19 protein-coding genes are annotated in these 17726 nt (G+C 57.8%); 8 read left to right on the forward strand and 11 right to left on the reverse strand.

Annotation, left to right across the window (positions count from 1 at the left end):
- The first annotated feature begins 101 nt into the window (after positions 1 to 101).
- The 6 genes from nrdR to pgpA all read left to right on the forward strand — a co-directional run bounded on the left by nrdR (position 102) and on the right by pgpA (position 4321).
- Complete coding sequence (gene nrdR, locus AACV31_RS13405; protein WP_007673903.1) at positions 102 to 551, forward strand: transcriptional regulator NrdR; 450 nt, start codon at positions 102 to 104, stop codon at positions 549 to 551.
- 3 nt (positions 552 to 554) lie between these two features.
- Positions 555 to 1658 carry a bifunctional diaminohydroxyphosphoribosylaminopyrimidine deaminase/5-amino-6-(5-phosphoribosylamino)uracil reductase RibD gene (gene ribD / locus AACV31_RS13410; protein ID WP_165153155.1) on the forward strand — a complete coding sequence of 368 codons (1104 nt, stop codon included), beginning with the start codon at positions 555 to 557 and terminating at the stop codon, positions 1656 to 1658.
- A gap of 87 nt (positions 1659 to 1745) precedes the next feature.
- Positions 1746 to 2216, forward strand: coding sequence for a 6,7-dimethyl-8-ribityllumazine synthase (gene ribH, locus AACV31_RS13415; RefSeq protein ID WP_007766000.1), 471 nt, complete (start codon positions 1746 to 1748; stop codon positions 2214 to 2216).
- 21 nt (positions 2217 to 2237) lie between these two features.
- A complete protein-coding gene (gene nusB, locus AACV31_RS13420) occupies positions 2238 to 2657 on the forward strand; it encodes a transcription antitermination factor NusB (protein ID WP_004387753.1) in 420 nt (139 codons plus the stop codon).
- 187 nt (positions 2658 to 2844) lie between these two features.
- Positions 2845 to 3825 carry a thiamine-phosphate kinase gene (gene thiL / locus AACV31_RS13425; RefSeq protein ID WP_165153157.1) on the forward strand — a complete coding sequence of 327 codons (981 nt, stop codon included), beginning with the start codon at positions 2845 to 2847 and terminating at the stop codon, positions 3823 to 3825.
- Complete coding sequence (gene pgpA / locus AACV31_RS13430) at positions 3800 to 4321, forward strand: phosphatidylglycerophosphatase A (RefSeq protein ID WP_007766027.1); 522 nt, start codon at positions 3800 to 3802, stop codon at positions 4319 to 4321. Before thiL ends, pgpA begins: the two co-directional genes overlap by 26 nt.
- Positions 4322 to 4364: 43 nt before the next feature.
- Here the strand turns inward: pgpA and AACV31_RS13435 are convergent, their stop codons facing one another.
- From AACV31_RS13435 to xseB, 4 genes are all read right to left on the reverse strand, one after another.
- Positions 4365 to 5339 (reverse strand): aldo/keto reductase, encoded by a 975-nt coding sequence (locus AACV31_RS13435; RefSeq protein WP_075197568.1) that lies wholly within the window; start codon positions 5337 to 5339, stop codon positions 4365 to 4367.
- Between the two features lie 69 nt (positions 5340 to 5408).
- The gene (dxs, locus tag AACV31_RS13440) at positions 5409 to 7271 is read right to left on the reverse strand and encodes a 1-deoxy-D-xylulose-5-phosphate synthase (protein ID WP_165153159.1); all 1863 of its coding nucleotides are present in this window, start codon (positions 7269 to 7271) and stop codon (positions 5409 to 5411) included.
- Positions 7272 to 7297: 26 nt separating this feature from the next.
- The gene (ispA, locus tag AACV31_RS13445) at positions 7298 to 8197 is read right to left on the reverse strand and encodes a (2E,6E)-farnesyl diphosphate synthase (RefSeq protein ID WP_012815525.1); all 900 of its coding nucleotides are present in this window, start codon (positions 8195 to 8197) and stop codon (positions 7298 to 7300) included.
- Between the two features lie 2 nt (positions 8198 to 8199).
- Positions 8200 to 8442, reverse strand: a complete 243-nt coding sequence (gene xseB / locus AACV31_RS13450; protein ID WP_007766130.1) for an exodeoxyribonuclease VII small subunit — start codon at positions 8440 to 8442, stop codon at positions 8200 to 8202.
- Between the two features lie 212 nt (positions 8443 to 8654).
- Between xseB and thiI the strand changes: the two genes are divergently transcribed.
- The gene (gene thiI, locus AACV31_RS13455; RefSeq protein WP_012815526.1) at positions 8655 to 10103 is read left to right on the forward strand and encodes a tRNA uracil 4-sulfurtransferase ThiI; all 1449 of its coding nucleotides are present in this window, start codon (positions 8655 to 8657) and stop codon (positions 10101 to 10103) included.
- Positions 10104 to 10181: 78 nt separating this feature from the next.
- Here the strand turns inward: thiI and yajL are convergent, their stop codons facing one another.
- Positions 10182 to 10775, reverse strand: a complete 594-nt coding sequence (yajL, locus tag AACV31_RS13460; RefSeq protein ID WP_007766173.1) for a protein deglycase YajL — start codon at positions 10773 to 10775, stop codon at positions 10182 to 10184.
- Entirely contained in the window at positions 10735 to 11649 is a 915-nt protein-coding gene (panE, locus tag AACV31_RS13465) for a 2-dehydropantoate 2-reductase (RefSeq protein ID WP_165153161.1), read from the reverse strand. Before panE ends, yajL begins: the two co-directional genes overlap by 41 nt.
- Before the next feature lie 152 nt (positions 11650 to 11801).
- Here panE and AACV31_RS13470 point away from each other — a divergent pair, with 152 nt between their 5' ends.
- On the forward strand, positions 11802 to 12293 hold the full coding sequence (locus AACV31_RS13470; protein WP_007766179.1) for a YajQ family cyclic di-GMP-binding protein: 492 nt from the start codon (positions 11802 to 11804) through the stop codon (positions 12291 to 12293).
- Positions 12294 to 12357: 64 nt separating this feature from the next.
- Here AACV31_RS13470 and AACV31_RS13475 read toward each other — a convergent pair whose 3' ends face one another.
- From AACV31_RS13475 to cyoB, 5 genes are all read right to left on the reverse strand, one after another.
- Positions 12358 to 13722, reverse strand: a complete 1365-nt coding sequence (locus AACV31_RS13475) for an MFS transporter (protein ID WP_165153163.1) — start codon at positions 13720 to 13722, stop codon at positions 12358 to 12360.
- A 171-nt stretch (positions 13723 to 13893) separates the two neighbouring features.
- On the reverse strand, positions 13894 to 14781 hold the full coding sequence (gene cyoE, locus AACV31_RS13480; protein ID WP_007705361.1) for a heme o synthase: 888 nt from the start codon (positions 14779 to 14781) through the stop codon (positions 13894 to 13896).
- An 11-nt stretch (positions 14782 to 14792) separates the two neighbouring features.
- The gene (locus AACV31_RS13485) at positions 14793 to 15122 is read right to left on the reverse strand and encodes a cytochrome o ubiquinol oxidase subunit IV (protein ID WP_007766233.1); all 330 of its coding nucleotides are present in this window, start codon (positions 15120 to 15122) and stop codon (positions 14793 to 14795) included.
- The gene (locus tag AACV31_RS13490; RefSeq protein ID WP_007705363.1) at positions 15122 to 15739 is read right to left on the reverse strand and encodes a cytochrome o ubiquinol oxidase subunit III; all 618 of its coding nucleotides are present in this window, start codon (positions 15737 to 15739) and stop codon (positions 15122 to 15124) included. Before AACV31_RS13490 ends, AACV31_RS13485 begins: the two co-directional genes overlap by 1 nt.
- Entirely contained in the window at positions 15729 to 17720 is a 1992-nt protein-coding gene (gene cyoB, locus AACV31_RS13495) for a cytochrome o ubiquinol oxidase subunit I (RefSeq protein ID WP_012815532.1), read from the reverse strand. Before cyoB ends, AACV31_RS13490 begins: the two co-directional genes overlap by 11 nt.
- Positions 17721 to 17726 lie beyond the last annotated feature (6 nt).

A 17726-nucleotide genomic window follows, 5' to 3' on the forward strand; every position in this document is an offset into this window, starting at 1 on the left:
CGTCTGGCATAGCGCCTTTGTCTCAAAAAGGTTGCGTCTTTGTAGTCCCGCCAGTTCAGGGTAAACTGTTGTTCAGTTAACTCTTTCAGTCAGGAAGCGCTATGCATTGCCCGTTCTGTTTCGCCGTTGACACTAAAGTGATCGATTCCCGCCTGGTGGGAGAGGGCTCCTCGGTGCGTCGCCGCCGCCAGTGCCTGGTGTGCCATGAACGTTTCACAACCTTTGAAGTGGCGGAACTGGTCATGCCGCGCGTGGTGAAAAGCAACGATGTGCGCGAGCCTTTCAATGAAGACAAACTGCGCAGCGGCATGCAGAAAGCGCTGGAAAAACGCCCGGTCAGCTCCGATGACGTGGAGATGGCTATCAACCATATCAAGTCTCATCTGCGTGCGACCGGCGAGCGTGAAGTGCCGAGCAAACTTATCGGCAACCTGGTGATGGAGCAGCTCAAAAAGCTCGATAAAGTCGCCTACATCCGTTTTGCGTCGGTCTACCGCAGCTTCGAAGATATCCGCGAATTCGGCGAAGAAATCGCCCGCTTACAGGATTAACTGATGTCTGACGAATTTTACATGGCGCGCGCGCTTAAGCTCGCGAGCCAGGGACGCTTTACCACGCATCCGAACCCGCGCGTGGGCTGTGTGATTGTGAAAGACGGCGTTATCGTCGGCGAAGGCTTTCACCTGCGCGCCGGCGAGCCGCATGCCGAAGTCCATGCGTTGCGTATGGCGGGCGATAAGTCGCGCGGCGCGACCGCCTATGTCACGCTTGAGCCCTGCAGCCACCACGGGCGCACGCCGCCGTGCTGCGATGCGTTGATTAACGCCGGTGTCGCGCGCGTCGTCGCAGCGATGCAGGATCCGAATCCGCAAGTCGCGGGCCGCGGTCTGTACCGCCTTCAGCAGGCGGGTATTGAGGTCAGCCACGGCCTGATGATGAGCGAGGCCGAAGCGCTCAATAAAGGCTTTCTCAAGCGTATGCGCACCGGTTTCCCGTTTATTCAGCTCAAGCTTGGGGCGTCCCTTGACGGACGCACGGCGATGGCGAGCGGCGAAAGCCAGTGGATAACCTCTCCGCAGGCGCGGCGCGACGTGCAGCGTCTGCGCGCGGAAAGCCATGCTATCCTCACTACCAGCGCCACGGTGCTGGCCGATGATCCATCGATGACGGTGCGCTGGGACGAACTCGGCGAAGCGACGCAGGCGATTTACCCTCGTGAAACCCTGCGCCAGCCGCTGCGGATCGTACTCGATCGCCAGAATCAGGTGACGCCTGCGCACAAGATTGTTAATCAGCCCGGCGAAACCTGGCTTGCGCGCGCCTGCCCGGACGACGCCGTCTGGCCCGAGGGCGTGGAACAACTGCCGACGCCCGTGCACAACGGCAAGCTCGATGTAGTGTTGCTGATGATGCAGCTTGGCAAACGCCAGGTGAACAGCCTGTGGGTGGAGGCGGGGCCGCAGCTCGCCGGCGCGCTGCTCCAGGCGGGGCTGGTGGATGAACTGATCGTTTATATGGCGCCGAAGCTGCTCGGCAGCGAGGCCCGCGGGCTTTTCGCGCTGCCAGGACTTGAGCGGCTCGCCGATGCGCCGCGTCTGGAATTTCGCGATGCCGTGCAGGTCGGCCCCGATTTGCGCCTGCGCCTGACGCTCGCCTGACGGCGGGACGTAAAACGTAAGCAGTGCGCGAAAGAGTATGATAAAATCCGCCCCCCTGCGGGGGCTACATAACCCTAAGGTAAGAGTATGAACATTATTGAAGCTACCGTTGCTGCCCCGGACGCTCGCGTCGCCATCGCCATTGCGCGTTTCAACAACTTCATCAACGACAGTCTGCTGGAAGGCGCGATCGACGCCCTGAAACGCATTGGTCAGGTAAAAGATGAAAATATCACCGTCGTGTGGGTGCCGGGCGCTTACGAGCTGCCGCTGGCGGCTCAGGCGCTGGCGAAAACCGCAAAATATGACGCGGTGATTGCGCTCGGTACGGTGATTCGCGGCGGCACCGCGCATTTCGAATACGTTGCCGGCGGCGCCAGCAACGGTCTGGCCCACGTGGCGCAGCAGAGCGAAATCCCGGTAGCTTTTGGCGTACTCACCACTGAAAGTATTGAACAAGCCATCGAACGCGCTGGCACTAAAGCCGGGAACAAGGGCGCCGAAGCGGCGCTGACCGCGCTTGAAATGATTAACGTCCTGAAGGCTATCCAGGCCTGATTTTTTTGTAAGGGGAATTCCGTGAAACCTGCTGCTCGTCGCCGCGCCCGTGAGTGTGCCGTCCAGGCGCTTTACTCCTGGCAGTTGTCCCACAATGACATCGCCGATGTTGAATACCAGTTCCTGGCGGAACAGGATGTCAAAGATGTGGACGTGATGTATTTCCGCGAACTGCTCTCCGGGGTGGCGACCAACAGCGGCTATCTCGACGGCCTGATGAAGCCGTACCTGTCCCGTCAGCTCGAAGAGCTGGGCCAGGTAGAGAAAGCGGTGCTGCGCATTGCGCTGTTCGAACTCTCAAAACGTGACGATGTGCCGTACAAAGTGGCTATCAACGAAGCGATTGAGCTGGCGAAAGTCTTCGGCGCTGAAGACAGCCACAAGTTCGTGAACGGCGTGCTTGATAAAGCAGCGCCGCATATCCGCCCCAACAAAAAGTAATCGCCGCCTGCCATCGGCAGGCGAGACCTGATGCTCGTTTTCTTTTACCGTTCTGTGCTCAGAGCAGGCGAAAAGCTGGCGATTGTCTACTATGGTCATCAACACGAAGAAACCTGCTGTTCTTCGTCTGCTGTCTGAGGCCGGGATCCCGGCCTTTTCTTCTTCTCATCTGTTGAGGCTTAACCTTATGTCATGCGGCGAGTTTTCCCTGATTGCACGTTATTTCGATCGGGTCAGAAGCTCTCGTCTTGATGTCGAGACCGGCATTGGCGACGACTGCGCGCTGTTGACCGTGCCGGAGAAGCAAACTCTGGCGATCAGCACCGACACGCTGGTGTCGGGCATTCACTTTTTACCGGATATCGATCCGCGCGATCTCGGTTACAAGGCGCTGGCGGTGAATGTGAGCGATCTGGCGGCCATGGGCGCCGATCCGGCGTGGCTGACGCTGGCGCTGACGCTGCCGGAGGTTAACGAACCCTGGCTTGAAGCCTTCAGCGACAGCCTGTTTGAACAACTCAACTACTACGATATGCAGCTTATCGGCGGCGACACCACGCGCGGTCCGCTCTCCATGACGCTCGGCATTCACGGCTTTGTTCCCGCCGGACGGGCGCTGAAGCGCTCCGGCGCGCGCCCTGGCGACTGGGTCTTTATCACCGGCACGCCGGGCGACAGCGCGGCCGGGCTTGCGATTTTGCAAAAGCGTCTTGACGTCGATAATGAAAGCGACGCCGAGTATCTGGTGAAACGCCATCTGCGCCCCACGCCGCGCGTGCTGCATGGGCAGGCGCTGCGCGGGCTCGCCAGCGCCGCTATCGATCTCTCCGACGGGCTGATTTCCGATCTCGGGCACATCCTGAAGGCGAGCGACTGCGGCGCGCGCATTGAGCTGAACGATCTGCCGTATTCTGAGGCGCTTTCCCGCCATGTTGAGCCGGAGCAGGCGCTGCGCTGGGCGCTGTCGGGCGGTGAAGATTATGAGCTCTGTTTTACGGTGTCGGAAATCAATCGCGGTGCGCTGGAAGTCGCGGTAAACCATCTTGGCGTGCCCGTTACCTGCATCGGCCAGCTGACCACGGCGTCGGAAGGCATGGTATTTTTACGCGATGGCGCGCCGGTAACGCTCGACTGGAAAGGATATGACCACTTCGAAACGCACGTTTAATAAGGATGTCGCCAAAAGCCGGCTGAATTTACGCAACCCCTGGCATCTGCTCGCCACCGGCTTTGGCAGCGGCTTAAGCCCGTGGGTGCCGGGTACGATGGGGTCGCTTGCGGCCATCCCGTTCTGGTATCTGATGACCTTTTTGCCCTGGCAGCTTTACTCGCTGGTGGTGATGTTTGGGATCAGCCTTGGCGTCTATCTCTGTCACCAGACCGCCAAAGATATGGGCGTGCATGACCACGGCAGCATCGTCTGGGATGAGTTTATCGGCATGTGGATAACGCTGATGGCGCTGCCGACGCACGACTGGCAGTGGGTCGCCGCCGGGTTTGTGATTTTCCGCATTTTGGATATGTGGAAACCCTGGCCTATCCGCTGGTTTGACCGCAACGTTCACGGCGGCATGGGGATCATGGTGGATGATATCGTGGCGGGGATTATCTCGGCGGGGCTTCTCTACTGGATTGGCCATCACTGGCCCATCGGCCTGATTTAAACAAAACAGCCCTCGTCGCAGAGGGCTGTTTTTTTATCTTCGTTTATTTAAAGCCCACCACCGGGTGCGCTTTGTAAGGCGTCTCCAGCTCGGCCATCTCTTCACTGGTGAGCGTCACATCGACCGCGTCAATCAGCTCCTGCAACTGCTCCTCGCGCGAGGCGCCGATAATCGGCGCGACAACGCCCGGCTTGCTTAAAAGCCAGGCCAGCGCCACCTGCGCGCGGCTCACGCCTTTATCCTGCGCGATAAACGCCAGGCGTTCAGCGATTTTCGCGTCGTTCTCTTCGGTTTCGCTGTAGAGCGTCTTGCCGAATTCGTCGGAGACCAGGCGCGCCGTGGTTTCGCCCCACGGGCGGGTCAGACGTCCGCGCGCCAGCGGGCTCCACGGAATAACGGCCACGCCCTCGCGATAGCAGAGCGGCAGCATCTCTTGCTCTTCTTCGCGATAAATCAGGTTGTAGTGGTTCTGCATGGTGACGAACGGCGCCCAGCCGTTCTCTTTTTGCAGCCGCAGCGCCTGTTCAAACTGGTGCGGATGCATGGACGACGCGCCGATGTAGCGCGCTTTACCCGCTTTCACCACGTCGTTCAGCGCTTCCAGCGTCTCTTCTATCGGCGTGTCGTAGTCCCAGCGATGGATTTGCAGCAGATCGACATAGTCCATGCCGAGGCGGCGCAGGCTGTCGTCAATGGAGCGCAGGATCAGCGGGCGGGAGAGCCCCTGCGGCAGGTCGCCGACCTGGTGATAAACTTTAGTGGCGACGACGACATCTTCACGACGCGCGAAATCGCGCAGCGCGCGGCCGACAATCTCTTCGCTGCTGCCGTCGGAATAGCTGTTGGCGGTGTCGAAAAAGTTAATGCCGCCGTCGATGGCGTGTTTGATGATAAGGCGGCTGCTTTCTTCGGGAAGCGTCCAGGCGTGGTTACCGCGATCCGGCTCGCCAAAGGTCATACAGCCCAGGCACAGACGGGAAACCTGAAGGTCGGTTTTTCCTAATTGTTTGTATTGCATGGTTCCGCTCCTGCTTTAGGGTTACAAAGGTCACCGTTAAGCATAGCAGGAGCGGAAGCGGAGCAGGGGTCAGGCGAGCCAGTCTCGCACGCGTTGTTCGATACCCGCAGCGGTCAGGCCGATATCCGCGCGGGCTTCATCCTGGGTGCCCTGAGGAATAAATTGATCCGGCAGGCCGATATTCAGCACCGGCACCGGTTTGCGCTTCGCCATCAGCACTTCGTTTACGCCGCTACCGGCGCCGCCCATCACGGCGTTTTCTTCGATAGTGACCAGCGAGCCATGGCGCTCGGCGAGCTCCATGATCAGCGCTTCATCGAGCGGTTTTACAAAGCGCATATCCACAAGCGTGGCGTTAAGGGCTTCGGCGGCCTGCGTGGCTTCCGGCAGCAGCGTACCAAAGTTAAGCAGCGCCACTTTTTCGCCGTGGCGTTTCACCACGCCTTTACCGATCGGCAGCTTCTGGAGCGGCTCCAGCGTCACGCCCAGCGCGTTGCCGCGCGGGTAGCGAACGGCGCTCGGGCCGTCGTTGTAGTGATAGCCGGTGAACAGCATCTGGCGACACTCGTTTTCATCGCTCGGGGTCATGATGACCATATCCGGGATGCAGCGCAGGAATGAGAGATCGAACGCGCCCTGATGCGTCTGGCCGTCGGCGCCGACGATGCCCGCGCGATCGATAGCGAACAGCACCGGCAGCTTCTGGATGGCGACGTCGTGGATAACCTGGTCATAGGCGCGTTGCAGGAACGTAGAGTAAATCGCGACCACCGGCTTATAGCCGCCAATAGCGAGCCCTGCTGCGAAGGTCACCGCGTGCTGCTCGGCGATCGCCACATCGAAATATTGCCCCGGATACTGACGCGAGAACTCGACCATGCCGGAGCCTTCGCGCATGGCGGGGGTGATCGCCATCAGCTTGTCATCTTTCGCCGCGGTTTCGCACAGCCAGTCGCCGAAGATTTTCGAATAGCTCGGCTGGCCGCCGCTACTTTTCGGCAGCGTGCCGCTTTCCGGATCGAATTTCGGCACCGCGTGGAAGGTGATCGGATCTTTTTCCGCCGGCTCATAACCACGGCCTTTCTTGGTCATGATATGCAGGAACTGTGGGCCTTTCAGGTCACGCATGTTTTTGAGCGTATGCACCAGGCCCAGCACGTCGTGGCCATCCACCGGGCCGATATAGTTAAAGCCCAGCTCTTCAAACAGCGTGCCCGGCACGACCATGCCTTTGATGTGCTCCTCGGTACGCTTGAGCAGCTCTTTGATGGGCGGAACGTTAGAGAACACGCGTTTGCCGCCTTCGCGAAGCGTTGAATAGAGCTTGCCGGAAAGCAGCTGCGCCAGATGGTTATTGAGCGCGCCAACGTTCTCGGAAATCGACATTTCGTTGTCGTTCAGGATAACCAGCATATCCGGGCGAATATCGCCCGCGTGGTTCATCGCCTCAAACGCCATGCCCGCGGTAATCGCGCCATCGCCAATCACGCAGACGGTGCGGCGGTTTTTCTCTTCACGCGCCGCCGCGACGGCAATACCGATGCCAGCGCTTATCGACGTGGACGAGTGGCCGACGCTTAATACGTCATATTCGCTCTCGCCGCGCCACGGAAATGGGTGCAGGCCGCCTTTCTGGCGGATGGTGCCGATGCGGTCACGGCGTCCGGTGAGGATTTTGTGCGGGTAGGCCTGGTGGCCGACGTCCCAGACAAGCTGGTCGAACGGCGTGTTGTAGACGTAATGCAACGCCACGGTAAGCTCGACCGTGCCAAGCCCGGAGGCGAAGTGTCCGCTGGAGCGGCTCACGCTGTCGAGCAGGTAACGACGCAGTTCGTCGCACAGCTTCGGCAAACTCTCTTTTGGCAACAGGCGCAGCTCCGCTGTGGAGTCCACCAGCGCCAGGGTCGGGTATTTGGCAGTATCAAAACTCATCAGAGACTCATCGTGGTGTTATACGTTTATTTATCACGTTGGATTATGAAATTCGCTAACGCTTCCAGTGTCGCGGTATCCAGCGCTTGTGCTTTCAGCGGCGCCAGCGCCGCCAGAGCGTCGTCGCACAGACTGCGCGCTTTCGCCTGGGCTTGCTCAAGACCCAGCAGGGCGGGGTAGGTGCTTTTGCCAAGTTGCTGATCGGCCCCCTGACGTTTTCCAAGGGTTGCAGTATCACCCACCACATCCAGAATGTCATCCTGTACCTGGAAGGCGAGGCCGATGCTTTCTGCATAGCTATCAAGGTAAACCAGCGCGTCGCGGCCTTTATCGCCCGCGCACAACGCGCCCATACGCACCGCGGCGCGGATAAGCGCGCCCGTCTTGTGACGATGGATACGCTCCAGCGCGTCGAGATCCACCTGCTGGCCTTCGGCCTCGAGATCGAGCGCCTGGCCGCCGCACATGCCCGCCACACCGCTGGCTTTCGCGAGTTCTGAGACCATCGCGAGCCGGTCGCGCAGCGCCACGTTTTCCATCGGCGCGTCGCTTAAAATAGAGAACGCCAGCGTTTGCAGGGCGTCGCCCGCAAGAATGGCGCTCGCTTCGCCAAAGCGAATATGGCAGGTCGGCTGTCCGCGGCGCAGATCGTCATCGTCCATAGCGGGCAGATCGTCATGCATCAGTGAATAGGCGTGAATGCACTCGATGGCCGCCGCCGGGGCGTCGAGCGCCGTCGGGTTGACCCCAAACATCTCGCCGGTGGCGTACACCAGAAACGGCCGCAGGCGTTTACCGCCTAATAATGTGCCGTAGAGCATCGCCTCAACCAGTGGACTCTTCTGAAACGGCAGAGCGCCGATAAAATGCTGTAACGCGCTGTTGGCCCGCTCGGCCTGCGACTGAAGCTGTTGACTGAAATCCATGTTTACTCGGCGTCCGGCGTGAAGGGGGTAAGAGGCGCGTCCTCATTCTGAGACAACAGGATCTGAACGCGCTGCTCAGCCTGCTGCAGTTTTACCTGGCCCTGACGCGCGAGCTGCACGCCGCGCTCAAATTCATTCAGCGCCTCTTCCAGCGGCAGGTCGCCGCTTTCCAGACGGGTGACTATCTGCTCAAGCTCCGACAGGGCCGTTTCGAAACTGGCCGGCTGTTCATTTTTCTTCGGCATAGTAAGTATCTGACTCTAAGGGTTAACGGTCATGTTAGCGACACTGCATGGTAGCGGAGACGCAAAGATTAGCAAATAACGCCTTGTGGGTTGGTAATAGGCGCAGTGACACCGCGATGGTGATATACTGCCGGGCTCACGATGCAGGCGCGGTTCTGCCTGCTGTACCATTTTCTAAGCCCCGGTGGGCTTGCCAACGAATCATAGCCACCATGAAGTTTATCATTAAATTATTCCCGGAAATCACCATTAAAAGCCAGTCTGTGCGGTTGCGCTTTATAAAAATCCTGACCGGGAATATTCGTAACGTCCTGAAACACTACGATGAAAATCTTGCCGTGGTTCGCCACTGGGACCATATCGTGGTGCGTATTAAAGATGAAACCATGCACGATACCGTGCTTGACGCCCTGACACGTATTCCCGGTATTCACCATGTCCTTGAGGTGGACGATGTCCCGTTCACGGACATGCATGACATTTTCGAAAAGGCGCTCGCCAACTGGCGTGAGCAGCTCGAAGGGAAAACGTTCTGCGTGCGCGTTAAGCGACGCGGTCAACATGAGTTTAGCTCTATTGAAGTGGAGCGCTACGTCGGCGGCGGTTTAAATCAGCATATTGAATCCGCCCGCGTAAAACTGAAGCAGCCTGACGTCACCGTCAATCTTGAGATTGAAGACGATCGCCTGCTGCTGGTGAAAGGCCGGTATGAAGGCATTGGCGGTTTCCCGATAGGCACTCAGGAAGATGTGCTGTCGCTGATTTCCGGCGGTTTCGATTCCGGCGTCTCCAGCTATATGCTGATGCGTCGCGGCTGCCGCGTGCATTACTGCTTCTTCAACCTGGGCGGCGCGGCGCACGAAATCGGCGTACGCCAGGTGGCGCATTATCTGTGGAGCCGCTTTGGCAGCTCGCACCGCGTGCGTTTTGTGGCGATCAACTTTGAGCCTGTCGTCGGCGAAATCCTTGAGAAAGTGGACGACGGCCAGATGGGCGTGGTGCTCAAGCGTATGATGGTGCGTGCGGCCTCGAAAGTGGCGGAACGCTACGGCGTGCAGGCGCTGGTCACCGGCGAAGCGCTGGGCCAGGTTTCCAGCCAGACGCTGACCAACCTGCGCCTTATCGATAATGTCTCCGATACGCTGGTGCTGCGCCCGCTTATCTCTTATGACAAAGAGCACATCATCGATATCGCCCGTAAAATCGGCACCGAAGATTTTGCCCGCACCATGCCGGAATATTGCGGCGTGATTTCGAAAAGCCCGACCGTGAAGGCCGTGAAAGCGAAAATCGAAGCCGAAGAGGCGAATTTCGATTTCACTATCCTTGATCGCGTCGTTGCTGAAGCCACCAATGTGGATATCCGTGAAATCGCCGAGCAGACTGAACAGCAGGTAGTGGAGGTGGAAACCGTTAACGGTTTCGGCCCAAACGACGCCATTCTGGATATCCGCTCTGTCGATGAACAGGATGAGAAACCGCTGGTGGTTGAAGGCGTTGAGGTCGTTTCTCTGCCGTTCTACAAGCTCAGCACGAAGTTTGGCGATCTCGACCAGAGCAAAACGTACTTGCTGTGGTGCGAGCGCGGCGTGATGAGCCGCCTGCAGGCGCTTTACCTGCTGGAGCAGGGCTTTAAAAACGTGAAAGTCTATCGCCCGTAACGCACACGCGTTTCGCAGAGACAAAAATCCCCTCAACCGAGGGGATTTTTTTATGGGCACGGCTTAACGGGATGACGCTTAATAGTCGCGGTAGCTGTAGATGCCTGCGGCCAGCACCAGTTGGCCTGCCACCTCATGGGCTTTTTCACGCCCGACCAAGAGATCGATAATCTTGAGCGCGAAATCAATCGCCGTGCCCGGCCCCTGGCTGGTCAGCAGGTTGACGCGCGGATCCCAGACCACGCGTTTATCCTGCCACTGATCGTCAGGGATCGTCTCTTTCAGCGCCGGGAAGCCGGTCATGTTGCCGAGCGGGAAGAGTTCGTGCGGGACCAGTACCGTGCCCGCCGCCGCGCAAATGGCCGCCACAATCCGCCCTGAGAGATGAAACTGGCGCACCGTTTCGACCAGCAGCGGGCTGTCGCGAAACGCTTCGGCGCCCTTCAGGCCGCCCGGCAGCACAATCACATCGAAATCGCCGTCCGCCACTTCCACCAGCGGCGCATCCGCCAGCAGCCGGACGCCGCGCGAGCAGGTGATTGTCAGATTGCCGTCGCCAGCGACGCTCGCGGTGGTGACACTAATGCCGCCGCGCACCAGCAGATCGATGGTGGTGACCGCTTCGGTCTCTTCAGTGCCAGGGGCGAGGCATACCAGTGCCGATGCGCTCATACTCATTCTCCTTGCGTTTGATCTGTTCATACAGACGGCTGTTGACCGGCAGCGTCAGGCCATGCGCTCTGGCGCGGCGCAGCAGATAGCCGGTGATGTAATCTATCTCGGTGTGACGCTGCTGGCGAACGTCCTGCAGCATCGATGAAATATTGGCGGCGGTGCTGTCGATAACCTGATTGATGTAGTAAAGCAGGCTTTCCGGCGACGTGTGATGCCCTTCGCGCTGCATCACCAGGGCGACCTCGGCGCAGATGTCGCGCACCTCGTCCTGTCGCGCGCGCAGCTCGCCGTTCGGGCAGTTATAAAGCGCCGTCAGCGGGTTAATCACGCAGTTGGCGGCGAGCTTGATCCAGCGGGAAACATTGACGTTATCGTGCCAGGCGACATCCGGCAGCGCCTGTTGAAGCAGTTCCGCCAGCCGGGAGTAATCCTGCGCGCCAGGCGTGACCGGGCCAATGTGAGTAGTGCCGCAGGCGACGTGGATCACCAGATTGCCTTCGCGCCGCGCCGCATGGGTTGTTACGCCCGCCAGCAGCGGCTGTGTTACGGCGCGCAGCTCATCGAGCGTGCCCATGCCGTTATGCAGCAGGAGAATCGGGCTGGCGGCAGGCAGCCGGGTGGCCAGCGTGCTCACCGCATCAGAAACCTGCCAGGCTTTCAGCGACACCAGCAACAGCTCGCTCTGTGCAAGAAACTCGCTGTCATTGGTGGTAAAGGTGTGGTTAAACGCGCTGTTGTCGGTTTCCACCAGACTGACGTTATATGACGATTGCGGCACCCGCAGCCATCCCTGCACCTCGTGACCTTGTTTGTGCAGCGCGCTCATCCAGAGCTGGCCTAACGCGCCGCAGCCAAGCACGGTAATTTTCATTATTCCTCCTCGCCCGCAACAGCGCCGGGCGTTGTGTCATACGTCTATTATAACGTGAGCGCTTAGGCTTTCGCCTGCCGCCGGTTTCCGGGTTGTGTTATGCGCCTTTGCGGGTATTATGCAACGCACATACTGTGAGGGAGATAGAAAACATGCCATCTTTTGACATTGTGTCTGAGGTCGATATGCGCGAAGTGCAGAACGCGGTTGAGAACGCCACGCGCGAACTGGAAACCCGTTTCGACTTTCGCAACGTGACCGCAAGCTTCGAGCTGAACGAAAAAAATCAGACCATCAAAGTGACGAGCGAATCCGATTTCCAGGTGAATCAGCTACTGGACATCCTGCGTGCGAAGCTGCTGAAACGCGGCATCGAAGGCAGCTCCATTGAGGTGCCGGAAGAGTTCGAGCACAGCGGGAAAAACTGGAGCGTGGAAGCGAAGCTCAAACAGGGCATCGATTCCGCGATGGCGAAGAAAATCGTGAAGCTGATTAAAGACAGCAAGCTGAAAGTCCAGGCGCAGATCCAGGGCGAGCAGGTGCGTGTCACCGGTAAAGCCCGCGACGATCTCCAGCAGACGATCGCGCTGGTGCGCGGCGGTAACCTCGGCCAGCCGTTCCAGTTCAACAACTTCCGTGACTAAACGCTAAACGAACAAACGACACAAAAAAGGGCGGATTTTCCGCCCTTTTTCTTGGCTGCGCAGGTTAAGCGCCGAGCATTCGCTGCTCTATCTCAACGCGGTTGGTCACTTTGGTGTCGATTTTGAGATAAGCGCTACGCTCATCCGCCACCACAATCGCCTCGCTCACACCCGCTGTTTCACGTAAACGCTGCGCCAGTGTTTCATCGGCCGTCACTTCAGGCGGAATTTCTACGCGAATGCTGCTGACATACGGCGGCTCTTTCATGGTCGTACTCACCAGCAGCCAGACGGTCGCCAGCAGCGCGCCTACCAGGAACACGGTTTGCGAATCAAACAGGCCATCGACCCAGCCGCCCAGCGATCCGCCGATCGCCACGCCCAAAAACTGACTGGTGGAGTAGACGCCCATCGCGGTGCCTTTATAGCCCGCCGGCGACTCTTTACTGATAAGCGACGGGAGCAGCGCTTCCATCAGGTTAAACGCCACGAAGAACAGCTGAACGCCGACGATAAGCTCCCAGAAGTGCGGGCCTGCGCCCCATAACACGATTTCCGCAATCAGCAGCAGCGCCACGCAGAAGAGAAATACGCGCTTCATTTTGCGCTTTGCTTCGGCGTAAATGATAAACGGCACTACCGAGACAAACGAAATCAGCATCGTACAGAGATAGACTTTCCAGTGCGCCGCCGCCGGGTAACCCGCCGCTTCAAGCTGGCCGGGCAGGGCGACGAACGTCGACATCAGCAAAATATGCAGGCACATGATGCCGAAGTTGAGCTTGAGCAGCGTCGGCTCCGCCAGCACTTTGCGAAAACAGCCTTTGACCATGCCGGAATCGCGGTTCAGCACGTGGTTGCCGCTGTCCGGCACCACCCAGAGCGTAATGATAATGCCCGCGGTCGCCAGCACCGCAATCATCCAGAACAGCGCGTGCAGGCCAAGCGCGTGAGTGATAATCGGCCCCAGCACCATCGCGATGGCGAACGTCACGCCAAAGCTGACGCCGATAAACGCCATCGCTTTGGTGCGGTTCTGTTCGCGGGTAAGATCGGAAAGGAGCGCCATCACGGCGGCGGCAATCGCGCCGGCGCCCTGGAGCGCGCGTCCGAGAATAATGCCCCAGATGGAATCGGTCAGCGCCGCGACCAGGCTGCCGATAACAAAAATCACAAGCCCGCCGACAATCAGCGGCTTACGGCCGATGCGGTCGGAAAGCAGACCAAACGGCACCTGGAAAATCGCCTGCGCGAGGCCGTAAATACCAATAGCGAGGCCAATCAATGCTTCGCTTGCGCCCTGAAGCGCCATTCCGTAAGTAGTAATGACCGGCAGTACCATAAACATACCGAGCATGCGCAAAGAAAAGACCGTCCCTAAACCCCATGTCGCGCGCAACTCGACTGGCGTCATTTTGTTATCGTTCATTACCACCTCAGATAAAAAGCAGGTCTTAGTGTAGTGCGAGGGCAGAGGAGGGTAAATGCCGGGTTATTTAGAAAATATTTCAAGGGTTAACTATTAATGCTGTCAATAAATCGCCCGTCGGATCGCAGCAATAAAAAAGGGTGCCGCAGCACCCTTTTTCGCCTTGCTGACTTACCAGACGTAAGTCAGCAGATTATGTGAATCCGGCACCATGAAATCCACGGACATCATCACGCTCAGCGAGGTGATGGCGACAATCGAGAACACAAACAGCTTACGCGCCCAGACTTTGTCGTTTTCAGCCTTGTAGCCGCGCAGGGCCATGCCAAGCCACCAGACGCTGACCGCTGCCGCCACCACCAGGTATTTATACCCGGCATAACCGCCCAGCGAGAGCATCAGGGTCGCCACGGCGAAGGCGATGATATAAAGGGTAATGTGGTTTTTCGCCACAGAGATCCCTTTTACCACCGGCAGCACCGGAATATTGGCGGCCTGATAATCCTTGAAGCGGAAGATAGCAATCGCATAGGAGTGCGGCATCTGCCACAGGCTGAAAATCGCAAGCAGGATCAACGCGCCGGTATCGAACTCGTTGGTCACCGCGCAGTAACCGATAACCGGCGGCGCGGCGCCCGACAGCGAGCCAATCAGCGTGCCGTAGACCGAGTGGCGTTTCATGTAGAGGCTATAGACCCCGACGTACACCACAAAGCCCATGACCGCCAGCCACATCGCCAGCGGGTTCGCGCCGAACCAGAGCAGCATAAAGCCAGCAATACCCAGCAAGGTGGCGTACACCAGCGACATTTTCGGCGAAATCAGTCCCTTCACCAGCACACGGTTTTTCGTGCGCTCCATTTTGCGGTCAATATCACGGTCGATGTAGTTGTTGAACACACAACCGGACGCCACGACCAGCGACACCCCCACGAGGGTGAAAAGGAACAGGGGATAATCGATGCTGCCTTTGGAAGCCAGCAGGAATCCCCCGATAACCGATATCAGGTTGCCGAAGATGATGCCTGGTTTCGTTACTTGCAGGTATTGCTTAATCATACTCGCCGCTCTTAGTGAACCATCATGTTGTAATTCAGGTTCCACATAATCCAGATAGAGCCTACCACTACTATCGCGATAATCAGCAACGTAAAGATAAAGGCTACCAGGTTCCAGCGCTCCTCAGAGGAGGCGTTCATGTGCAGGAAGCACACCAGGTGAACCAGAATCTGTACGACTGCGGTTGCCACGACCACACCCAGCAGGGTGCCGTGAGACGCGGAGCCGTTCATGACCATCCAGAACGGGATTACTGTCAGAATAACCGACAGGATAAACCCGATCAGGTACGTCTTAACGCCACCGTGGTGGGCGCCGTTGTGATCGGTTGAATGACTCATTACATCGCCCCCATCAGATAGACTACAGAGAACACACAGATCCACACTACGTCCAGGAAGTGCCAGAACATACTCAGGCACATCAGGCGCGCGCGGTTATTGTGGGTCAGACCGCGGCGGGAGACGTGAATCATCATCACGACCATCCAGATAAGGCCAGAGGTCACGTGGATACCGTGGGTGCCGACCAGCGTAAAGAACGCTGACAGGAAGCCGCTCTTATCCGGACCAAAGCCTTCCGCGATCAGATGATGGAATTCATAGATTTCCATCGCCACGAACCCTGCGCCGAACAGGAAGGTCAGGGCGAGCCAGGACATCACCTGGCTCTGTTTGTCTTTATTCATGGCGATCATCGCCATGCCATACGTGATGGAGGAGAACAACAGCAGGAAAGTTTCAACCAGCACAAACGGCAGTTCGAAAATGTCTTTCCCGGTCGGGCCCCCCGCCGTGCCGTTCACAAGAACGGCATAGGTAGCAAACAGACATGCAAAGAGAATGCAGTCGCTCATCAGGTAGATCCAGAAGCCAAAGACTTTATTGGCTCCTGCATCGTGGTGCCCATGCTCATGGCTGCCATGGGCAAGTTCGTGATTAATGCTCTCAGTTGACATTTTTCAGCCCTGCTTTGGTGATTTCTTCGAAGTGCTGGTTTTCCAGTTTCTCAACGGTGGCTACTGGTACGTAGTAATCCACGTCTTCATCGAAGCTCTTCGCAATCCAGGTAATAACGATACCTGCGAAGCCCAGAATAGCCAGCCACCAGATGTGCCAGATCATCGCGAAGCCAAAGATGGTGCTGAACGCGCCGATGAAAATGCCTGCTGCGCTGTTCTTCGGCATATGAATTTCTTCATAGTGCGCCGGCTGCTTGTAAGCTTCACCTTTGTCTTTCATTTCCCAGAACGCGTCGCGCTCGTGGATTTCCGGTACAACCGCGAAGTTATAGAACGGCGGCGGAGAAGAGGTTGCCCACTCCAGCGTACGGCCGCCCCACGGGTCGCCAGTCAGGTCACGGTTCAGGTGACGGTCACGGACGCTCACGTAGATCTGCAGGATGATGCACAGGATACCGCACGCAATCAGCAGCGCGCCGATTTCCGCAACGATCATCAGCGGCTGGAACATCGGGTCGATGTTCTGGCTCACACGACGCGTCATACCCATGAAGCCCATGGCGTACAGCGGCATAAAGGTCACGAAGAAGCCGATGATCCAGAACCAGAAAGCACGGATGCCCCAGCTCTCGTTCATCTTGTAGCCAAAGGCTTTCGGCCACCAGTAGCTCATACCCGCGAAGCAACCAAATACCACGCCGCCGATGATGACGTTATGGAAGTGCGCAATCAGGAACAGGCTGTTGTGCAGAACGAAGTCTGCGCCCGGTACCGCCAGCAGCACGCCGGTCATACCACCGATGGAGAAGGTGATGATGAAGCCGATGGTCCACAGCATGGAGGAGTGGAACTGAATGCGGCCCTGATACATGGTAAACAGCCAGTTGAAGATCTTCACCCCGGTCGGGATGGCGATAATCATCGTGGTGATACCAAAGAAGGCGTTAACGTTCGCGCCACTACCCATGGTGAAGAAGTGGTGCAGCCACACGATGAACGACAGCACGGTAATCGCGATGGTCGCCCAAACGAGGGAGGTGTAACCAAACAGACGTTTCTTCGAGAAGGTGGAGGTGATTTCAGAGAACACACCAAACACCGGCAGAACCAGGATGTACACTTCCGGATGGCCCCAGGCCCAAATCAGGTTCACGTACATCATCATGTTGCCACCCATATCATTGGTAAAGAAATGGGTGCCCAGATAGCGGTCCAGGGTTAGCAACGCAATAGTGACGGTCAGGATCGGGAAGGAGACGATAATCAGGACGTTAGTACACAGCGACGCCCAGGTGAATACCGGCATTTTGAACATGGTCATGCCCGGCGCACGCATCTTCAGAATGGTCACGAAGAAGTTGATACCGGTCAGTGTCGTACCAATACCGGAGAGCTGGAGACTCCAGATCCAGTAGTCCACCCCAACGCCCGGACTGTACTCAATGCCCGAGAGCGGCGGATAAGCCACCCAACCGGTCTGAGCAAACTCGCCCACGCCCAGAGAGACGTTCACCAGGATTACCCCGACAACCGTGAACCAGAAGCTCAGGTTGTTCAGGAACGGATAAGCCACGTCGCGCGCGCCGATCTGCAGCGGAACCACCAGGTTCATCAGACCGATAACGAACGGCATCGCCACGAAGAAGATCATGATAACGCCGTGGGCGGTAAAGATCTGATCGTAGTGATGCGGCGGCAGGAACCCGGCTTCGCCGGAGGCCGCCAGCAATTGCTGGGTACGCATCATGATGGCGTCCGCGAAGCCGCGAACCAGCATCACGATAGCCACGAGGATATACATCACCCCGAGACGTTTGTGGTCCACTGACGTGAGCCACTCGTTCCACAGATAAGACCACTTACCGAAGTAAGTGATAGCTGCTACTAACGCCAGACCCCCGACGATAATGGCAGCCACCGTAACCATGATAATCGGCTCATGGTACGGGATTGCATCCAGTGTAAGTTTTCCGAACATCGTATT

It is taken from the genome of Cronobacter sp. EKM101R (assembly GCF_963888145.1).
Lineage (GTDB): Bacteria > Pseudomonadota > Gammaproteobacteria > Enterobacterales > Enterobacteriaceae > Cronobacter > Cronobacter turicensis.

Coding starts and splice junctions, on each gene's coding strand:
- nrdR (WP_007673903.1), top strand. CDS start 102: ATGCATTGCCCGTTCTGTTTCGCCGTTGACACTAAAGTGATCGATTCC.
- panE (WP_165153161.1), bottom strand. CDS start 11,649: ATGAAAATTACCGTGCTTGGCTGCGGCGCGTTAGGCCAGCTCTGGATG.
- cyoB (WP_012815532.1), bottom strand. CDS start 17,720: ATGTTCGGAAAACTTACACTGGATGCAATCCCGTACCATGAGCCGATT.
- AACV31_RS13470 (WP_007766179.1), top strand. CDS start 11,802: ATGCCATCTTTTGACATTGTGTCTGAGGTCGATATGCGCGAAGTGCAG.
- dxs (WP_165153159.1), bottom strand. CDS start 7,271: ATGAGTTTTGATACTGCCAAATACCCGACCCTGGCGCTGGTGGACTCC.
- AACV31_RS13490 (WP_007705363.1), bottom strand. CDS start 15,739: ATGTCAACTGAGAGCATTAATCACGAACTTGCCCATGGCAGCCATGAG.
- cyoE (WP_007705361.1), bottom strand. CDS start 14,781: ATGATTAAGCAATACCTGCAAGTAACGAAACCAGGCATCATCTTCGGC.
- thiL (WP_165153157.1), top strand. CDS start 2,845: ATGTCATGCGGCGAGTTTTCCCTGATTGCACGTTATTTCGATCGGGTC.
- AACV31_RS13485 (WP_007766233.1), bottom strand. CDS start 15,122: ATGAGTCATTCAACCGATCACAACGGCGCCCACCACGGTGGCGTTAAG.
- yajL (WP_007766173.1), bottom strand. CDS start 10,775: ATGAGCGCATCGGCACTGGTATGCCTCGCCCCTGGCACTGAAGAGACC.
- thiI (WP_012815526.1), top strand. CDS start 8,655: ATGAAGTTTATCATTAAATTATTCCCGGAAATCACCATTAAAAGCCAG.
- AACV31_RS13475 (WP_165153163.1), bottom strand. CDS start 13,722: ATGAACGATAACAAAATGACGCCAGTCGAGTTGCGCGCGACATGGGGT.
- xseB (WP_007766130.1), bottom strand. CDS start 8,442: ATGCCGAAGAAAAATGAACAGCCGGCCAGTTTCGAAACGGCCCTGTCG.
- pgpA (WP_007766027.1), top strand. CDS start 3,800: ATGACCACTTCGAAACGCACGTTTAATAAGGATGTCGCCAAAAGCCGG.
- AACV31_RS13435 (WP_075197568.1), bottom strand. CDS start 5,339: ATGCAATACAAACAATTAGGAAAAACCGACCTTCAGGTTTCCCGTCTG.
- ribD (WP_165153155.1), top strand. CDS start 555: ATGTCTGACGAATTTTACATGGCGCGCGCGCTTAAGCTCGCGAGCCAG.
- ispA (WP_012815525.1), bottom strand. CDS start 8,197: ATGGATTTCAGTCAACAGCTTCAGTCGCAGGCCGAGCGGGCCAACAGC.
- ribH (WP_007766000.1), top strand. CDS start 1,746: ATGAACATTATTGAAGCTACCGTTGCTGCCCCGGACGCTCGCGTCGCC.